Annotated in this window: 13 protein-coding genes; 3 read left to right on the plus strand and 10 right to left on the minus strand. The window is 64.2% G+C overall.

Annotated features, from left to right (window positions below; translation table 11 throughout):
- The first annotated feature begins 14 nt into the window (after nt 1-14).
- The 3 genes from N2602_RS15895 to N2602_RS15905 all read left to right on the plus strand — a co-directional run bounded on the left by N2602_RS15895 (nt 15) and on the right by N2602_RS15905 (nt 1,869).
- Entirely contained in the window at nt 15-1,034 is a 1,020-nt protein-coding gene (locus N2602_RS15895; protein WP_172788019.1) for a zinc-binding dehydrogenase, read from the plus strand.
- 65 nt (nt 1,035-1,099) lie between these two features.
- Nucleotides 1,100-1,489: an NUDIX hydrolase gene (locus tag N2602_RS15900; RefSeq protein WP_172788020.1), complete on the plus strand. Its 390-nt coding sequence runs from the start codon at nt 1,100-1,102 to the stop codon at nt 1,487-1,489.
- Nucleotides 1,490-1,557: 68 nt separating this feature from the next.
- The gene (locus tag N2602_RS15905; protein WP_246571007.1) at nt 1,558-1,869 is read left to right on the plus strand and encodes a hypothetical protein; all 312 of its coding nucleotides are present in this window, start codon (nt 1,558-1,560) and stop codon (nt 1,867-1,869) included.
- Nucleotides 1,870-1,977: 108 nt separating this feature from the next.
- On the opposite strand, the gene N2602_RS15910 is transcribed toward N2602_RS15905, so the two are convergent.
- The 10 genes from N2602_RS15910 to N2602_RS15960 all read right to left on the minus strand — a co-directional run bounded on the left by N2602_RS15910 (nt 1,978) and on the right by N2602_RS15960 (nt 18,449).
- A complete protein-coding gene (locus N2602_RS15910) occupies nt 1,978-2,724 on the minus strand; it encodes a poly-gamma-glutamate hydrolase family protein (RefSeq protein ID WP_260383219.1) in 747 nt (248 codons plus the stop codon).
- Nucleotides 2,725-2,875: 151 nt separating this feature from the next.
- On the minus strand, nt 2,876-7,660 hold the full coding sequence (locus tag N2602_RS15915) for a peptidoglycan-binding protein (protein WP_260383220.1): 4,785 nt from the start codon (nt 7,658-7,660) through the stop codon (nt 2,876-2,878).
- Between the two features lie 21 nt (nt 7,661-7,681).
- Nucleotides 7,682-8,848 (minus strand): hypothetical protein, encoded by a 1,167-nt coding sequence (locus tag N2602_RS15920; protein WP_172788022.1) that lies wholly within the window; start codon nt 8,846-8,848, stop codon nt 7,682-7,684.
- Between the two features lie 2 nt (nt 8,849-8,850).
- A complete protein-coding gene (locus N2602_RS15925) occupies nt 8,851-9,291 on the minus strand; it encodes a hypothetical protein (RefSeq protein ID WP_172788023.1) in 441 nt (146 codons plus the stop codon).
- A 19-nt stretch (nt 9,292-9,310) separates the two neighbouring features.
- On the minus strand, nt 9,311-10,570 hold the full coding sequence (locus N2602_RS15930) for a hypothetical protein (RefSeq protein WP_172788024.1): 1,260 nt from the start codon (nt 10,568-10,570) through the stop codon (nt 9,311-9,313).
- Entirely contained in the window at nt 10,567-12,957 is a 2,391-nt protein-coding gene (locus N2602_RS15935; RefSeq protein ID WP_260383221.1) for a hypothetical protein, read from the minus strand. Before N2602_RS15935 ends, N2602_RS15930 begins: the two co-directional genes overlap by 4 nt.
- A gap of 230 nt (nt 12,958-13,187) precedes the next feature.
- A complete protein-coding gene (locus N2602_RS15940; protein ID WP_260383222.1) occupies nt 13,188-13,895 on the minus strand; it encodes a BTAD domain-containing putative transcriptional regulator in 708 nt (235 codons plus the stop codon).
- Nucleotides 13,896-15,081: 1,186 nt separating this feature from the next.
- Nucleotides 15,082-15,951, minus strand: coding sequence for an ABC transporter permease (locus N2602_RS15950; protein WP_260383223.1), 870 nt, complete (start codon nt 15,949-15,951; stop codon nt 15,082-15,084).
- Nucleotides 15,948-16,889 (minus strand): ABC transporter permease, encoded by a 942-nt coding sequence (locus N2602_RS15955; RefSeq protein ID WP_260383224.1) that lies wholly within the window; start codon nt 16,887-16,889, stop codon nt 15,948-15,950. The genes N2602_RS15950 and N2602_RS15955 overlap by 4 nt, the downstream gene beginning before the upstream one ends.
- A 48-nt stretch (nt 16,890-16,937) precedes the next feature.
- Entirely contained in the window at nt 16,938-18,449 is a 1,512-nt protein-coding gene (locus N2602_RS15960) for an ABC transporter substrate-binding protein (RefSeq protein WP_260383225.1), read from the minus strand.
- Between the last annotated feature and the right edge of the window lie 2 nt (nt 18,450-18,451).

Consider the following 18,451-nt stretch of genomic DNA (forward strand, 5'->3'; position numbering starts at 1 on the left):
AGGATGGCGTCGACATGCGCGCTGCGGTGCTCCAGGACATTCGTGATATCCGCGTCCTCGATATCCCAGAGCCGAGGCCGCTTGCGGAGGACGAGCTCATCCTCCGCGTCAAGGCTGTCGGCGTCTGCGGCAGCGACTTGCATTCCTATCTTGAAGGCGGAACAACCGGCCCGACGCAAGTCAGGCCATTCGTGCTAGGCCATGAGTTCTCGGGTGTTCTCACGCCGGACTCGGCGCGCAAAGCGGGGCTTTCGGCTGACGCGCTGGTGGCGGTCGATCCGTCCATTCCCTGCGGCCATTGCGAATGGTGTCATCGCGGTCACACCAATCTCTGCCCCAATGTGAAATTCCTCGGCTATGCGCCTCACAACGGCGCGATGGCCGAATTCGTCTGCGTGCCCCGATCCGCCGTGCATCTGGTGCCTGACAGCATCGACCCGGCCGGTGCTGCGATCCTGGAAACGCTTGGCGTAGCGATCCATGCGATGGATCTGGCGCGCCCGCGGCTTCTGGAAAGCGTGGCGGTGCTGGGCTGCGGGCCGGTGGGATTGCTGCTCGTGCAGCTGGCGCGACTCGCGGGTACCGGGAAGGTCATCGCGATCGACCCCGTCGAGCAGCGCACGGCGCTCGCCTGCGACCTCGGGGCGGACGTGGCATGCCGCAGCTACGCCGAGGTCGGGGACGCCACCGAAGGCCGCGGCGTCGACCTGGTGATCGAGGCAACCGACTCCTCGCACGGCTTTGAGCATGCTGCGCGCTGCGCCCGTATCGGCGGCCGGATCGTTCTCGTTGGCATCCCGGAGAACAACCAGTACATCCTCAGCGGCGCGGAGTCGCGTCGTAAGGGCCTGTCCATCAAGTTTTCACGTCGTATGCCGGAAGTCTATCCGCGGGCCATCGCGCTTGTGCAAGGCGGCCAGGTCAAGCTGGCGCCGCTCGCCACGCATCGCTTCTCGCTCGACCAGACGCCCGCCGCGTTCGAGCAGCAGGTCGCGCGGCGCGATGGGATTATCAAGGCGATCATTTGCCCCTAATCGAGCGGCATCTCGCCAAAGAGCCTGGGGTAACGGAAGCAGGGATAGATGCGGGGCCGGTCGTGATGGCGAAATCCTCGAAGCTGGTCGTCGCCCGGAAGGGGCGCGTGCTGATGGTGAGACGCAGGCGCGACGGCCTTTGGATGTTTCCAGGCGGACGGAGGCGGGCAGGCGAGAGCGACAGGAGCTGCCTGCGTCGCGAGATCAAGGAGGAGCTTCCCAAGCTCAAGCTCGGGTCGTTGAAACTGTGGACGGAAGTGAGAGCGAAGAAGAGCCGAACCGGCCGGCGGATGAGTGATGCCATTTTCCTGGCCAAGAAGGTAACGGGACGGCTGAAGGTCGGGGACAAGAAGGAGATCGATCGTGCGGTCTGGCGCAAGCCGCGTGGCGCCAGATTGACGCCGACTTCGCGCTACATCCGCGACAAGCTGTTTCCCAGGCGAGGCCGCCGCTAGGTCGCCGGCGCCAGGCGATTCCTTCGGATTAGGGTCTGCCCGTCATGCGCGGCTAAAAATGCTCGTCATTGCAGCGCCTGCAGGCATTCGGCCGGTCTTCAGTTCGTCCGCGTGAGAACCCGCTGGGCTTCGTTGTGCTCTCCTCCGACGTCAGTCATTTCTACGAGAACATGGCCAGCGAGCGCCCGTTCACGACCGCCTTTCATGTCGGCGACATGCTGGCGGGTTTCGACAAGCTCCGCGCTGTCGCACCCGACGCGGACCACATCGTGCCCGGTCACGATCCGCTCGTCATGAAGCTCTATCCGGCGCCGAGCCCGGACCTCAGCGGTGTCGCGGTCCGCCTCGACGTCGCGCCGTCTGTGGGTGCTCATTCCTGAGACGGCCGGTGGGCGCCGGCGTAACCTGGGCTTGGAAAATCGATTTTCTAAGCCGTCGTGCCCGGTTCGAACAAGCCTGCTGGCTATTCCGTCCGGGTAGGGAACGGCTCATACGCGGCTCATGGATTTACGCAAAGCGTCGACCAGTAGCCAAAATTGAGCGTTCGTCGTGTTTTTCCGCTGCCGCCTTGTGTTGATCCCGAACAAGCTTCTACGATAGCTCGTTCCCATCTCGAGTTGGGCGCAGCCGCCAATTCTTGTCTTGTTTGCGATGTTGTCTGGGAGACTGCCGTCAAGCATAGGGTTGCTGGTAACCTCGGCCGGGATTCCTGCAGCATCCAATTCTTCCAGAACGATATCGCGCAACTCGTCGTCCAGTCCGCCGAGCTGAATTCTTCCATTCGCCTGGGTGTCCGTACAGCCGTGCAAGCTGATACAACGTTGAGCGTTTTCGACCAACTTCGTGGCTATTGGCTCATCGTAGTGGGAAGCCGTCACATGCAGGTCGCCGTTGCTGGAGGGCAACAACCCTTCAAACAGCCAGAGGTCATGCAATCCAAGACCATCAACTGCGGTCGCCAGCGTAGCCGGATGATAGCCGGCCGTAGCTAGAGCGATCTCGCTTGTGCCGGTCTCAATGCCACCTCCGTGGAGGGCCATGATGATCTTTTGTGTTTCCGTGTTGTCCGTAACCTGTTCTTCCCCCAGTTGGCGCCACTCATGACGTAGCCATCTTTTTCCATATGCCATCCCTTGGACGTTGTTCGGATCATCGTACAGAGCAGTCATGGAATCATACTTGTCCGGTCCTCGCGGCATATCACCGATCTCCGTGCAGTCGGCTTGAATGATCAAGAGCCAGTCGCGGCGTGCGGCTCTTGCTGGCGAATGGTGGACCTCCGGACACGATAAGGCTGCGGCCCTGACTTCTTCGAGAACGCGTCGCCCGGACCCGACTGGCGATCCGGATCGGACCATTTAGGTTGCAGGTTTCAGTTCGACATTCTTACCCGCCACCCGCCTTCTCGATCATGCGCATGACGGCATGGAGCTCCCTCTCGTAAGTCGGTCCGGTGGCGTAGCCCGCGCGAGCGACTTCGGTTGCGAAGGCGTATGGGTCGTGGGTGACCGCGAACGCCTTGGCGTACCGCTTGTTGCGCGCCAGAAATGAGCCGTGCTCGCTGAACGCGGTGGCAGCGTCGGGATAGACGCGGAACCAGTCGCGCACGACATAGTCGTACTTGCCGTCGGGCCGCGGCGTCACCGAGATCACTTCGGGGAATTTGGCGTCGGGCCGCGACATGACCTCCTTGGTCTTCAGCAACTGCCGCATGTTTTCGGGCATGCTGGCTTTTGCCTTGATACCGAAAAAATTGAAGCCGGGCGCATGCGCACCCCAGCCGGATTCCAGCGCTGCCTGGCCGAGCGTTACCAGGGCGGGTACGCGGCTCGCCGCCTGCGAAGCCCTGGCTGACTCGCCGAACGTGGCGACGAACGCTTTCGGCGCGAGCTTCTTGCCCGGCGCGTAGGGCAAGGGCGTCGGCGCAGGAGGCGTAGGAGCGGGGGCGGGCGGCAGCGACCGGCCACCCAGCGCGGCGCCAATCGCGGCCTTGGTCGCCGCGCCGACGACGCCGTCGGCCTCCAGCCCGCTGCGCGACTGAAACCCACGCACCGCGCGTTCGGTGTTCGAACCAAAATCACCGTCCACTGCCAAATCGTAGCCGAGCCCGACAAGGGCGCGCTGCAGGCTGCTCACGCCGTCGCCTTTGCTGCCCCGGCGCAGCGTCGGTCCGAGCATGAATTCGGCAACGCCTTTGAGGCGGTCCACCAGCCCCGGATCGCCTCCCGCTTCGCTCGCGAGCAGGGCTTCCAGGGTGAGGGTCTCGTCGGCTGGAGATTCGCCCTCGCAGGCGGCGCGCACGTCCTCACCGTCGCTGAAATTCTCCTGCCAGTTCTCTTGCCAAGTCTCCTGCCATCCCTCGTCCTCGGCTTCGCTCTGCGCGCCCGGCAGCGGCGCGAGGTCGAGGTGGAAGTGGATGATAAGGGGATGCGGTCCATGCCAGTTGAGCCCCGTCACGCGCTTGTTCTTGTCTTTGCGCGTTGTGCCGACGAAGATCACGTTGCGCTTGCCGGTCTCCCGGTTGATCTCGTCGGCGACCGCGAAATCGTTGTAGATGATCCGCCATTTGGCCGGCATCGCCTTCGCAGTTTCGTTCACCGCGCGCAGCAACCTCAAGGCATCGTCGCGGAGATAGAAGCCGCGAGCGTCGCGCCTGTTCAGGAACAGATCGAGCGAATAGCCGCGGTCGTTGAAGCTCCCGCCGCCATGTCCGCGATAGGTACCCGCTCCGAGGCCTGCGCCGTAGCGGCGGCGCAGCTCGGCAAAGAAGCGGACCATGATCGGCGCGACAGGCGCCTTGTCGCTTCCGTCAATCGGCGCGTGACTGACCAGCTCCACCCGCTGCGCCGGCGGCCCGAAATCGCCGAGCGAGCCGCCCGATGGCTCGGTGCGGAAGCGCATCTCTTCCTCGCGGCTGATCATCCAGGCGCGGCGGAGAACGTCGTCGGCGTACTTCGTCCCGAAGCGCATGCGGGCGCCCTTCAGCGTATCCTCGTAGTCGCCGCGCAGCGCCGCGCTTCGTTCGTCGGCCGAAGGCTTTCCGCCCGTCCGCCGCGACCACTCCGCAGCCAATCTGGCAATGAAGGCATCGAGATCCTCGTCGACAGGAAGCGGCGCAGGCGGGGTCGGTGCCGGCGGGATGGGAGCAGGTGGAGTAGGTAGCGGCGCGATCTTGCCGCCGAGCGCTGCGGCGATAGCCGCCTTGGTGCGCGGGCCGACCACGCCGTCGGCGGAGAGGCCTGCGCGGGACTGAAAGGCGCGGACCGCTTTTTCGGTTGCATCGCCAAATCGTCCGTCGATTTCGCCCGGCGAATGGCCGAGTTGCGCCAGCGCGCGCTGCAGCGCTTCGACACCGGCGCCGCCGTTGCCGCGGCGAAGCGTCGGTCCGACCACAAGAGCCGAGGCGCCCTGCAAGAGGTCGGCGGCTCCACCGGCCTCGGTGTCGAATGCGCGCACGCCGACGCCTGCAGGCCATCCTGCGTCATCCGATTCCGGTTCGAACCACTCGGCCTCGAATTTTCGGGGCGCCGAGTGGGCGCCGCACCCGCATCCGCACCTTTCGTGCTCGATTTCGTCCTCGGACGATTCAAGCCAGCGCGTGTCGGAGAAGTCTTCGTCGAGCTTGTCGCCAGGAAGGCTTGCTTCCACGTCCAGCCAAGCTAACGATTCCCCGTCGGCTCTCTCGAAATGTGTTTCCGCGCTCGACATCGCATCGAAATTCTCAAAGGCCTCGCCATCCGAGGCTGTGCCGAGCTCGCTCAACAAGGTCGGGAGCAGTTTACCGGGCAGCGCGCAATGGGTGATCGAATTTGGCACGGGGCGCAGCGCCACCGCGCCCGCATTGGCGCGGCCGTCGAATTTGTCGGTCGGAGATTTGGCGCGGTAAACGATGTCCACGCCCAAACCCGGCCGGGCTGCGGAGAGCGCCTTGAACGCCGCGATGGGCGGGCTTCCGTAGGTGGCGTCAAGAACCCACACCTTGACGAGCTTCGCAAGCGCGCCGGTGCCGAGCGCCGTGGATTTGTTCGCGTTGGCGAGCGGATAGAGCACGCCGTAGGCGCGCGAGTGCCCGGAAATGACGAGCCGGCCGATTTGCGTGCCGCTCCGCTCGAGGCGGCGGTCCGCCTCGCCCAGCACTTCGGCAAACAGCGCATTGAGCTGCGCAGGCCGGTCGAGGCCGTGTGCACTCCAGCCTGCGTCGCTCCCAATCTGGAGCTGCGGCACGATCAGCAGCATCGGCCGGCCGCTGTCGGTCACGATCTTGCCGAGCCGGAAGGTCGCCTCCGTCACGATGCCCGCAGGCATGGCTCGCGGCACGCCGCAAGGACTGAGCAGCCCGTGGATGTAGAGCAACATGTCGACCGGCCCGCTGCCTCGAACGGCCGCAGCCGACGCGAATACGGCGATCTTTGTGCCGGTGACGCGGGAGCGGTAGATCCATAACGCGCCGTCAAGATACGGCTTCGTGGACGGAACGACGGCTTCGCTTTCGAACTCGCTCGTGATCGTCGGCTTGCGGCGAAACTCCCAGTGCCATTCCTCGGTCGGCAACTGCTCGAAACCGTAGGCCGCCGCGTTCTGCTTCAGCCATCCATAGAACCAGCTCCTGCGCCAGGCCGCTCGCGCTGCGTCACTGCTACTGTTGGCAACCTCGAATCCCGCTTTTCTGTTCTGATAGAAGTCGACGGCAATTCCGTTCTGGTGATTGCTGTAGCCTGGCGCCGCAATCCGGCCACCCAGGCCAAAGCCGCCGAAGGCCTTCGACTTCAGCATGTAGGCGGCTGCTGCCTTCGAATGTGGACCTTCGGCAAGAGCTTCGCGGTGCGCGCGTGTCCGGTTGTAGTAGCCCTTGAAATACCCGAGCCACAGCGAGCGCTGGTGCTCACTGCCGCGATAGCCGCTTGCTGCCGTCAATCGTTTCGTTCGCAGCGCATCTGCATCAGCCGCAATCTGAGCCTTCTGCAGATCTGCATTTGCAGCGGCGAGCAGGCGGCCTGCGGCCCGCGCAGTCTCCGGCCGCGTCTTGACGCTGGTGCCCGGGATCGTCTCGACCTGAGTGCTGCTCAGGTCGGGCAGGGGAGCACCCCTGGCCTTGCGGCTGCGGGCGATATGCTCGGCGAGCACATTGTTGCGAAAGGCGATTTGCTCCGCTGTTGCGGTCCACGCCTCGGACTCGAGATACTCGTCCTCACCTTCGTGTTCGTCTTCGGCGCAGCGGCTGGCTCCGGACTCCAGCTCGCGAGCCTCCTCGAGCTCGCGCGCCCAAGGCTCCGAGCTTTCGTCTCGCGCGGCATCGTTGTCCGCGGAAAAGCCATCCGAATTCCACGGCTGGGCTTCAAGCCCTGTGAACGAGGTTTCATCGTAATCTTCCGACAGCGAGCCTTCCAGCTCCGGCTCGAAGCTCTCGCTCAGCAGGGTCATGCCCTCGACGGCGAAGAAGGCGTAGCTATCCGCGTTGTTCAGAGCCTGCTTCGGGGACAGGGTCGAGTATTTCGGTTCGTGCTCGTAGGCCTGGTCCTTGATGCCGACATAGCGATGCGCGACCTCGTGGATGAGGGTCACCTCCTGCGTGTCGGGCGCCAGCGCGCTGAAGTTGCAGTGCCTCGGCCGCGTGTCGAAGCAGATGTGGACTTTGCCGAAACCGCCGAACAACTGCGTCGTCAGGGCATAACCGCAGACGGCTCCCTTGCCGTCCGTGGCGCAGTCGGTCTCGCCGCGGAACTTGATTCCATCCTTCAGCGCCTTTTCGATCCGCATCAGCCGTGTGACGATGTGATGGAGATCGTCGTGCTTCGTGGTGTGAAAATGCCGCAGCAGCAGCTGCCGCGTGGCTGCGCCCATCCGATCCGGCCGTCCGTACGCGCTGCCGACGAACGAGGCCGCATGCTGCACTGCGCGCAGACACCGTTCGGTGACGTCAAGCAGCAGCTGCTTTTGCGTCGACGTACAGTTCGCGAAGGAGTGGGGTGAGCCCAGTTCTCCCTCCTCGAGGGACTGGGATTCGCCCGCACCAGTCCACTCCGCTTCGCCCGAAAAGGCCACGAACGGGTTGTCCTCGAGCGTGGCGAACGCTTCAATTCCGCTGTGGTTCTCCGGCTCGGACGTCTCCGCGAACGGAGCGTCGAGGCCGAGCGGGTCGAGCGATTGGAAATCCTGCGTGGACCCGTGCATCGTCTGCCTCCTGCGTTGACCTCAACGTGCGCCGACGAGCAGTGGCGGTCGGGTCGGCGGCCGCATCTCGATCGGCTTTGCGCGTGTCTTCAGATCCTTGCCAGTTGCGGATGCCCACTCAGTGATGACCCGCCTGCTCGAAGCCCCGATCGGCGAAGCTGCGCCCGGCGGCGAACCGACCGGCGGCTGCTCGAGGTAGAGAACCCACGCCAGTTCAGGTCCGGACACGACGCCGGACTCGACGATGCGCAGGAACCGGGAAAGATCGCCAGCCATCGAGAACAGAGCCGACGACCTGCTGTGCGGTGCGAGCCCAACGCGCTCGCCGATCATCCGCAGGCGCTCGTAGGGGCTCGTGGCGTTGGCAACCAGATCCTCGACCACCGGCGTGTTGGCGCTTAGCGTCAATTCGGCCCAGCCGAGGGCCGTTGCCGCGACCAGCTCCTCCCGACTGAGCAACTGATTTTGCCGCCGGGCGCGCAGTGCAAATCGCAGTGCTTCGGCGATCCTGAAAATCCGATCGTCGTCTGAGGCGTTCACGCCGGATGTGTTGCGAACGTTGGTGATCGCCTGCCACAATTCAAAAAGGAGTTCCTCGAACACCTGGATGAATGACGCGTTCGCGTGCGTGGCCTTGTCGTAGGTGGGCGGCCGGTTGTCGTCGGTGCCGAATGCCAGGTCGAGGCCGAAGAGCCGCCAGTATGCGTTGCGCCGTACCGCCTCGGGATCGGGACGGATGACACTGGTGGACAGCCACGGGGCAAGCGGATTGGCGGCACCAAACAGCAGCACCTCGGTGATCTCGAGCCAACGCTGGGTCGCGATTGACGGGATGCCCAATCCCTCGCCGGAGCGATACTCCCGGAGGACGCGGCGCAGGATCTGGATGGCGCGTGTGTTCTCCAGAACGTAGCTGTAGCCGAGGTGGTCCCATTGCGGGACACCGGCCAACGACGGATCCGGGATGAATGGCGCGAATGCGCCGATGTCGTAGCGGAGGAAGGCCAGCCGGGCCGGGCTGGCCGGCTGCGGATTCGGCGGCGGTCCCCATACGCGAAAGGCGTTCCAGACCTGTTCCATGTGGAGCAACAGATCGAACGGATCGCACATGAGCACTATTGCGGCCGCCGCGTCGCGCGACATGTTGGACGGCGGCGCCATCATGCGGTCAATCAGCTGCTGGATCATGACTAGTACCTTTCGTTGTCGCGTGGGCGCGGAACGACCTCGCCGATGAATGGAACGGGACGCGTTGGTATCGGCACGGTCGATGCTCCCGACCAGCTCGGCCGCGCTGTGGCTTCGATCATGCTTGCAAGACGCGCGTTCACAGCGCCATCCGCGATCGGAACGCGATGAGGTCCGATCTCCGCCAGCGGTGCGAGCTTGGTGGACAGTTCCTCGAATCCGTTGGTCAGGATGCATTCGATCGCGCTCATCTGCGACAAGCGGCTCAGCGCCTGATTCAAGTGGCACAGCTCCTGCTCGCGCTTCGCATCGCGCTCGTGCAGTTCGTTGATGGTCTGCTTGAGGAGGTCGATCTCCTCGTTGCGCGGGTGCCCGTCCGATTGGCGTTTGGCAAGCTCCAGCACGGACTCGGATCCTGCCGAAGATGAAGGCTTCTTGGCCATGTCGTATTCCTTTCTCAATTCACGCCGCTTCGGCTTGGTTGATGAACCAGCTGCGTGCGCGTTCAATCCACATCGGTGCAGTCTCCGGACATTCGGCCTCGCGCAGACCGGCGAGTGCGACGATCCGTATTCCCTCACGCTGCCGCCACGCCGGCGACGTCCAGAGCGCTGCGCCAGCGGTGTGTTCGAGCTCGGCAAGCGCCTGGGGGGAGACGCGTTTTGGATCGAGCGCGTCGGTCATCGGCCGGCCGCCGAGCCCCGGTACGGGCGCTGAGAGACACGCTTCTGCGATCCTTGGCATCGCGGCCTTCGAGCGGGCGAGCAGGGGCTGCAGCGTCTCTTCGGCGAGGGCGATCGGATAATGCGCTTCCATGGCCCGTTGCAGGGCATTCCATGGGCCCTTATCGCCGAAGCAGAGGCGTGACATTGCGCAACCGAGGACTGTGCGAAGCCACCCGATCGGGTGCGGGTCGCCCACCGGCCATTGCAGGATGGTGTCGGCATTGCCGACGACGTCGTAGAGCGCCGCCGTCGAGGCATAGCCGGTGTGAAGAAAGGCAAAGACGTCGGCACCGATCTCGGAGGCCCAGGGTGTCCACATCGCCTGAAGCTTTTCATCGTCCTTCAGCGCGCGCGCTATGGCCGCTCGCACGGAGGGCGTCCAGCCGGTGAGGTGAGCGACCTGATGGCCAGTCTCGTGAAAGAGCGAGGTGGGGCGATAGAGATTGTGGCGCACGATCTTGATGGCGGCGACCGGCATGATGACCCCGGGCGCCCAGAGGCGGACGCCCGCGCGCAGGATCGATGCGCCGGTTCCCTTGTCCTGGTACACCAGCACTCTTGGCACCGGCTTCCTCGCCCGCTCGAGCACGCCCTGCATGCTCGTGACCGCAAGCCGGTCGAGCGTCGTGAGCGCCTCGCGCAGAGGCGCACTCGTTCGCGAGTTCACGGCATCTCCGAGGAAATCGAGCGTGGTGTCGACCTGGACGTAGCGGCGACGGAAGCGCTGGACACCGGTCGAGGCGGCTGGAATGCGGGCCGGATTCTTCCGCGCCTCGGCAACGACCCGCTGCGTCGCCTCACCGAGCTCGATGAGTTCCTCGACGACCGCGTTGATCTGCTGGCGCAGCGGCGCACCGGTGTCGCGTTCCACCGACTTCCAGGCCTCGATCGAAGCAAACTCCTCGGCATCGCGAAACGTGCGAGCGGCCGCCAGCCAGTGGGCGACCTGCCGCTGGAGGTCCGAGGTGACGAGATGCTGGTCGATGTCACGCGTCACTTGCAGCCTCGCCCAGGTGTGACGGAGATGGCGATGCTCGGTGTGCCGCGCAGCGCGGCGCCGGACGGCGCGGACGCACCGCCGCGCAGCATCCTGCGGATCGCGTCGAGCCCGGGGACCGCGGTGAGGCGGATGCGAACCGTTACACCGGGATCGGGATGTCCGGCTGCGCGCACGAACGCTTCCGCATTGGCTCGCGCCCATTTCGTCAACGCCGGGATCACCCAGGCGCGCAGGCGCTGGCGCAGCTGAGCGGTCAGGCCGGGCGGCAGCAGCTTGCCCCTGTGGGCAGCGAAGTCCTCGAAAGTCTCGCCGTCCTCGCCATCCTCGCGCAACATCCGGAGAGGAGCCTGGCCGCCGGCGGAGAGTCGCTCCATGTCCTGGTAGGTCCTGGTGAGCGCCTGCAGCAGCGGGAGGCTTCCCTGGCCCTTGCGGATCGCCGCGACGATCTTCTGCGTCTCCGCCTCCGACAAGTAGATTCCGACGGTGATGCGCGCCTGGCGCATATTCACCGAAGCCCAGGCACAGCTTGCGCGCAGACGCCTGGCCGCGGCCTGTCCCGCCGGGCCCGCGGGCAAAGTTGGCGGCGCGCCGGCGCCGACCGGCTCCAGAATGTAGAAGCGCTGGCCCGCGGCGATCCGCTGTCGCGAGCGAAGATATGCGGCGGGCACCGCGACACCGAGCTTCGGTTCACGCAGTAGAACGCCGGCCGCCGCCGGCGTCAGCGGATGGACGTTGGCGGTGTTGATGTAGCCGCGGCCTGCGCCTGCGCCCGACCGGTCGGTGCGCACCATGCGCTGGAGCGTGGTGCCGGGCGCAGACTGATAGATGTGCATGCGCGCGCGGATCGGAAACTGCGCGCCCGCCGCCCGCATCGCCGCGCCGACCGTCGATCCGCCGAAGGTGGGCAGCGTGTCCGCAATCTGCGACGTCACCTGGATATCGGGCGTGCGGTTGTACTTGCGATAGGGCCGGAGGCTACGCGGGCGGCGGCTCACGAAGGTTCCGCCGAGCGACGGGGCCTGCTGCAGCGACGCACGAACGAAGCGAGGCGGGAAATGCGTTGCAACGGCTTGGCTAAACGCTTCTGCGGTCGCGAGCTGGGTCAGCTCTTCGTCCTCGAACACGTAGTCCTCGTTCTCGGCGAACTGGCGGACCGTATCCTCGACGACGCTGGCGAGCGCGACCGGCGCCACCTCGTCGCTGCGCTCGAGCTGCGCCCGGTCCTCGGCCTCGAGCGAGATGAGCCTCAGACCGGTATCTACGATGGCGTTCGACAGAGGCCCTTTGAGCTGCGGTCCTACCCATTTGCCGATCAACTGGCCGAGATAATTGGCGAGGAAGCCCACCACCTTCGGTCGACCGACGAGGTTGATTCCGAGCCGCAGCGCGCCGAGCAGGGCGGGAACGAATTGCTCGATCGCCGGCGCGAGATCTTCGTCCTCGTCGGCGTCGCGCAGCCGTTCGATCAGTGCGCCGCGGGCTTCGGCGAGCACCTCGAGTTCCCGCGTCTCGATCTCGCTCTCGTCCGTCGCACCGAACGCCTCGCCTTCGAACTCGGCTGCCGCATCGGCCGCCAGTACCTCCGCGATGGCCGCGTCGAAGGATTCGGCGAGCGACTCCATGTCGGTCAGGTTCGCCGGTGACACCTGAGCTTCGTCGATGCTCTCCTCCGCAGCCTCGGACGTGAATCGGGCGGCGAGCGCGCGTGCGTGCGGCTGCAGAGGTGCCGGCAGCCGGCCGATGGCGAAGGACAGGACGCGCCGGAGCAGGGGATTGATCAGGCCGCGCAGCTTGTTCAGAACCGGCCCGAGCAGCGACCCCGCGACCTTGCCGACGCTCTTTGCCACATTGGCGACGGTCTTGACGACGCCCTTGGCTTTCTTGATGAGCTTGCCGATGAACTCCTCGCCGGCCGGCGTCAGCTCTCCGATCGATGGGTCGAATCTCTCCAGCACCTCATCGAGCTGTTGCTCTGAAAGGGAGCCGACGTCCAGGCCGGCCATCCCTGCTTCCAGCGTCTGCAGATACTGTTGCGCCTCGAAGCGCACCGGGGCGAGGTGCGCGTCGGCATAGCGTTCGCGCTCCTGTGCGGACGCCGGCGTCTCGCCGACGAACCGCTCGTCGAGTGCCTGCTCGGTCTCCTCTGCCAGAAACGCAAGCGCTTCATCGAACGCTTCGTCGCGAAGCTCGGCATAGACTTCGGCCACCAGGCGGTCGGTCTCGGACTGGCTTGCGCCGCCATCGAGCGTCGCTGTGAATGGTGTGAGATTCTCGCTCCACGGAGCGAAGCCGATCGCCGCGCCGTTGCCGGTTTCGGCGAAGGCTTCAGCGAACGGGTTTTCCTGCGCGGCGAAGAGATGGGATGACTCTTGTTGATTCAGCATCGCGCGACTCCGGCCTCCTGAACATCTGCGGTGCAGTTGAGCATGACCGCCGTCCGCCGCTGTGTGTGCCGCCGTCGCCTTGCCGTCTTGTTCGCGCGCTCAGTGCGTATTGCTGCCGTGGCCGCGGCGCTTTCCGAGGCGTCCACGCAGCGTCGCAGGATCGTCCACGGGCAGACGACGGCCGTCCCTGCAGACTCCGGAAAAGGAAGAGACAAAAAGGGAAGGGGAAGCTAGTGCGCGGTGCGTGAGGCGGGACAAATGCCGGCCACGCGCTTCGCCAGCGCCTCATCCGGGGCCACGCCCAGCTCGCAGGCAAGGCGCTTTGCCAGCGAACGGTAGCACTGGACCGCCTGGTAGCGATTGCGCTGGGCGAGATATGCATCGATCAGCGCTTCGGCCGCCGATTCGCGCAGCGGCTCGGCGGCGAGCGCGGCGACCCCCGCCTGTGCTGCCAGCGCGAGATCGCCACACGTCGTCATGATCCGGCAGGCCGCCTCGAGCGCCTCCACCCGCAGCAGGCGAAACGCCTCCTGCCCGGCGATCAGCCACTCCTCATGCCAGCCGGGCAGAACGTCGTTCGATAGCAATACGATGTCCTCGAAGGTAAGCGCTTCGCCCTTGAGGGCACGGGCCGCGGTGGCCTGTGCGCGCGAGAAATCAACGTCCGCCGACAGCACCAGCTCGTCGCCCATGGTCTCGATCCAGCCGGGCGGAACGTGCCACAGCGCGCGGCGGAGGTTGGCTCGGCCCGCGTCTTCGGCGAGATCCAGCCAGAGATTGCTAGCGGCTGCGGTGCGCGAGACCGGCCGGCCTTGAAGCGCGAGAAAGGCGAGAAGCCGGCGCGCCGGGAGCGAGAGGCGAACCATCGGGTGGACGCCAAGCCGCCCGAGAATGGCGACCTTGCGCTCCACTATCCTCGCACTGATGCCCCCCGTCATGAAGAGCCTTCCTGGTCGCGAGATTATGAAAAGTTCGACCGAGCTCTGGCCGGCCGAGTAAAATCTTCTGTTGGGCCGTTCGTATTCCGGCCGGTCCTTAAATTCTCGACACTAGGCTGACAACCGGCGTGGAATGGTACGCCCGCCGCCCGTCGTGGGCAACAAATCGGGTTGGAGCCCGAGGCCGGGACTTAGCGATAGATTTAGTCGCGTTTTACTGTTCAATGGCGCGGGTGCGTGCGTATGCCGACAACCTTGTCCGAACACTATGGCTAACACGAGGCTTGGTGGCAGTTCGCCGCGCGCGCAGAATTTGCCGCAGATATTGCACATGGGCGTGCCCAGTCCTGTGCACATGTGAACCTCACCACAACTCCGACACGCGTTGACCGAAATCAGGCTCGACGGATTTGCCGCCAGAGCAACCTGTGCTCGCGTGGGATGCGCGAGGCGGAACCCAGAGAAAATTCCGACCCGGACCTCGCCCGATGCAGATCAGTTCGTAACGTAGCGGTGTTTTCTATCCCGATAGTATGAACTAGTTCATTCTTGAGCCGCAACCAGAAGCTTCACGTCGAGTATGGCCGGTTCGATGCAAGGATCGGTTGCAGAAATGAAGCGGCGCACGCATCTGACAAGAGTACTGCCTTGACCGTTTGAGGAGGACGCGGCTGTTCACGCCAGCTAGCCGCAGTATCCAATTTAGTTAAGTAGTGCCGACGTTTGACGCGAAGGCGGCGGTCGACTACCGCTTCGCGGCAAAGAATGAGCCCGGTAAGACCCGAATGCGATCGTCGACGGGATCACGTAAGCGACACGCGCGCGAAGGCGGACCAAGCTCTGCAGGCAGCCTATCGTTCGCAAGGCCTGGAGCCGGACAGTGACTCGAGTGCAGACAATTTAGCGTTTTGTTGAAGCGACGCCCGCGAGCCTGGGTCCGGTGATAAAGTCGATTGGGCTCAAGTCGGGGCAAGTGACTGGCTCGGTCATAGATTGGTGCGCTTTGCGTCCATGAGAGAGCAACCGCGGCACGTCTGAGAAGAATTTCCACGCAAACGCACTTCTTGCGTCAATTTTGTATTGCTGCTTGAGAACTATGGATCCTGGTAGCAAGTCCCTTCCCCTTACCAGCAAAGCTTATGCTGCCGAGTTCTCGCATTGCAGCGGTGCACTTGGACGCCGCGCGCTAGTGTCTGGGATTTAGAGCACTGTTCAGGCCGTCGCCGATGAGGTTGAAGCCGATCACGAGCGTGATGATCGCAAGGCCGGGCCAAAGCGCCATCCATGGTGCCTCGCCGAGAAACTGGCGCGCGACATCGAGCATGGCGCCCCAAGAGGGCGCGGGCGGCAACTGACCTAGCCCGAGAAATGCAAGGCTTGCTTCTGCCAGAACTGCGATCGCCATGGTGAGCGTCGCCTGTACGATGGTGGGCGCCAGAACATTTGGCAGCACTTGCCCGGCCAAAATGGCGAAATGACCGAGCCCTTGGGAACGGGCAGCCAAGATATAGTCCTCTGTGCGCACAACCAGGGTCTCGGCGCGTGCAACGCGGACGAAGACCGGAACGGCAGAAATGCCGATTGCGATCATCGCATTCTCCAGGCTGGGGCCAAGAAATGCGGCCAGCGCAATCGCGAGCACGAGAAAGGGGCAGGCGAGCAGGGCGTCCGCAAGGCGCGAGATCACCATGTCGGCGAGGCCGCCGAAATAGCCGGCGATGAGCCCCAAGGGAAGTCCGACAAAGACCGCGACGGTTACCGAGATCATGCCGGCAGCCAGCGAGGCTTGCGTGCCGAAGACGACACGCGAGAGTACATCTCGACCGAGATCGTCCGTCCCAAACCAATGTGCCGCACTGGGCGCAGCACGCACGGCCATCCAATCGGGTGTGTTTGGATCGTAGGGCGCGAGCCAGGATGCAAACACGGCCAGCACGATGAAGAACAGGATGATCGCGCCACCGATCAATGCGGAAGGCTCGTGGAGCAGCCGGCGAAGTTCGGAGCCGCGCCCATGCGCCTGGGCTGCAATCGGCTGCGTCTCGATTGTGCTCATGATCGAAGCCTTGGATTGAGCGCGGCGTAGGCGAGATCGGCAATGAGGCTCATCAACAGAAAGATGGCTGCGGTACAGAGCACGACTGCTTGCACGACAGCGTAATCGCGGCTGAACACGCCATCGACGACCATCTTGCCAAAACCCGGGATTGAAAACACCTGCTCCGTCAGGACCGCTCCCGCCAGCAGTTCGCCGAATTGAAGCGTGCCGAGGGTGACGACCGGGATCATTGCGTTCGGCAGGGCGTGACGCAGCACGATCGTGCCTTCGCGGACACCCTTGGCGCGGGCCGTGCGCACATAGTCCTGCTTCATGGCCTGGATCATCGCGCTGCGGACATGGCGCATCATGATTGCAGCGGTGCCTGTGCCCAGCACAAGCGCTGGCATCAGCATCGTCAGCAGGTTTTGCCCGATGCTTTCGGAAGGTGGAACGAAGCCGCCTGCAGGCAGCCAGCCGAGATTCACGGAGAACAGCAGGATGAGCATGATGCCCAGCCAGAAGTGGGGAATGGAAAGTCCGGCCAGTCCAAACATGCTGGCGCCGTAGTCGAGTGGCGTCCCGCGCCACAACGCGGCAAAAATGCCGATCGGAAGGCCGATGACCAGGGCGACCAGCATCGAGAGGGTCGCGAGTTCGATCGTCACGGGTAGCTTCTCAACCAGCATCTTGCCGATCGGCAAGCGGGTTCGCACCGACGTTCCGAAATCACCCTGAATCACGGCTTTGAGCCAGATGGCGTACTGCACCGGAACCGGATCGTTGAAGCGATACTTCTGCCGCAGGTATTCCACGACTTCCGGATTGTGCTCTTCACCGGCCAGCGCCAGTGCCGGGTCGCCGGGCAGCAGCTTCTGCAGCCCGAAGACCATCATCGACACCAGCAAGAGGGTCGGCAACGAGATGGCGAGCCGCCGAAAAAGCAGGGCCTTCATCGACGCAAACTGTTGCTCACGCGGTCGGGGTGCTGCATGCGGTGCGCCTCAGTTCGTCGGCTTGACACCAACCAGACGGAGAAGGCCATCCGGAACCATTACGATGCCACCGACCGACTTGCGCGCCGCGAAGAACCAGTTCGGGTGATAGAGCGGGATCGATGAAAGGTCACCGAGATATACATCAGTGACCTTGGCGTAAAGCGCCTTGCGCTTGGTCTCGTCGGCCTCGGCCCGGGCCTGATTCAGGATCACATCGAGATCCTTGTTGCAGTACTTGTTGACGTTCTGCGAGCCCGCGCAGCTGAAGAAGGCAACCAAGGTCGGATCCGGATCCGCGCGGCCGCTCCAGTTGCCGATATAGGCTTCGAAATTGCCGTTCATGTAGCGCTCGATCGCCGTGGCCGTTTCCATCGGCAACAGCTTGACGTCGAAGCCGGCCTCACCCGCCATCGACTGGATGATCTGCGCGACGCGGGAATCTCCGGCCGTGTTCTCGAACTGCAGCTCCATCGGCACGCGGGTCATTCCGGCGGCGGCAATCATCGCATTCGCCTTGGCGACGTCCCGCGCAGGCGCCTTGTGTGCGGCGTCGTAGTAGGGCGAGGAGGGCGGAATCATCTGGTTGTCGGCCAAGAACTCGCCGTTGAAGGCGACCTTGTTGATGACGTTGCGGTCGATCGAGAGCTCAAAGGCCTGGCGCAGCGCCGCGTTCTTGCCCAGCGGCGTGTCGGCCTTTGCGCCGGCTCCGACGTTGAACATCAGATGCGAAACGGCAAGCCCCTTGCCGGAATGCAGCGCAAGATTGGAATCGTCGCGGATGGTCTTGAGGTCGGTCGGCGCGACGCGCTCGGCGAGGTCGAGATCGCCGGCCCTCACCCGTGACAGCCGAACCGTCGAGTCGGGGACATAGAAGTAGACGACCTCGTCATAGCCGATCTGTCCGACGTTCCAGTAGCCCGGATATTTCTTGACGCGAATGAGGTCGCGCGACTTGCGCTCGACGAATTGATACGGACCGGCACAAACCGGCGCGGCGGCAAATTCACCGGCTTTTTCCATGGCGGCCTTCGGCGACACCATCATGCCAGCGCGGTCGCTGAGGTTGGCAAGCAGCGGGACGAACGGCTCCGACAGATTGAACTTCACCTTGTCGGCGGCGAGCGCCTCGACGCTCTGGACCGGCGCAAGCTCTGACTTTCGCTTGGAGTCCGGCATCGTCTTCATGCGCTCGATGTTGAATTTGACCGCGGCCGCATCGAACGCGGTGCCGTCATGAAAGGTGACGTTCTTGCGCAGCGCGAACGTGATCGACTTGCCGTCTGCAGCCCATTCCCATGATTCCGCGAGCTGCGGCACGATTTTCAGGTCGGGCGAGATATCAACGAGCTTGTCGCAGAGCGCCGCGAAGACAAAACGTCCCGTGTAGGTGCCGCCAAGTGCCGGATCGAGCGCATCGGGATCGTCCTGAATGCCGACCCGCAGCGTCGCTGCATTGGCTGAGGCCAGGCTCGATGCAATCGTGAAAAATGCCGCCAGCGCGATTCCGATCCGTTTCATCC

It is taken from the genome of Bradyrhizobium sp. NC92 (assembly GCF_025200865.1).
GTDB lineage: Bacteria > Pseudomonadota > Alphaproteobacteria > Rhizobiales > Xanthobacteraceae > Bradyrhizobium.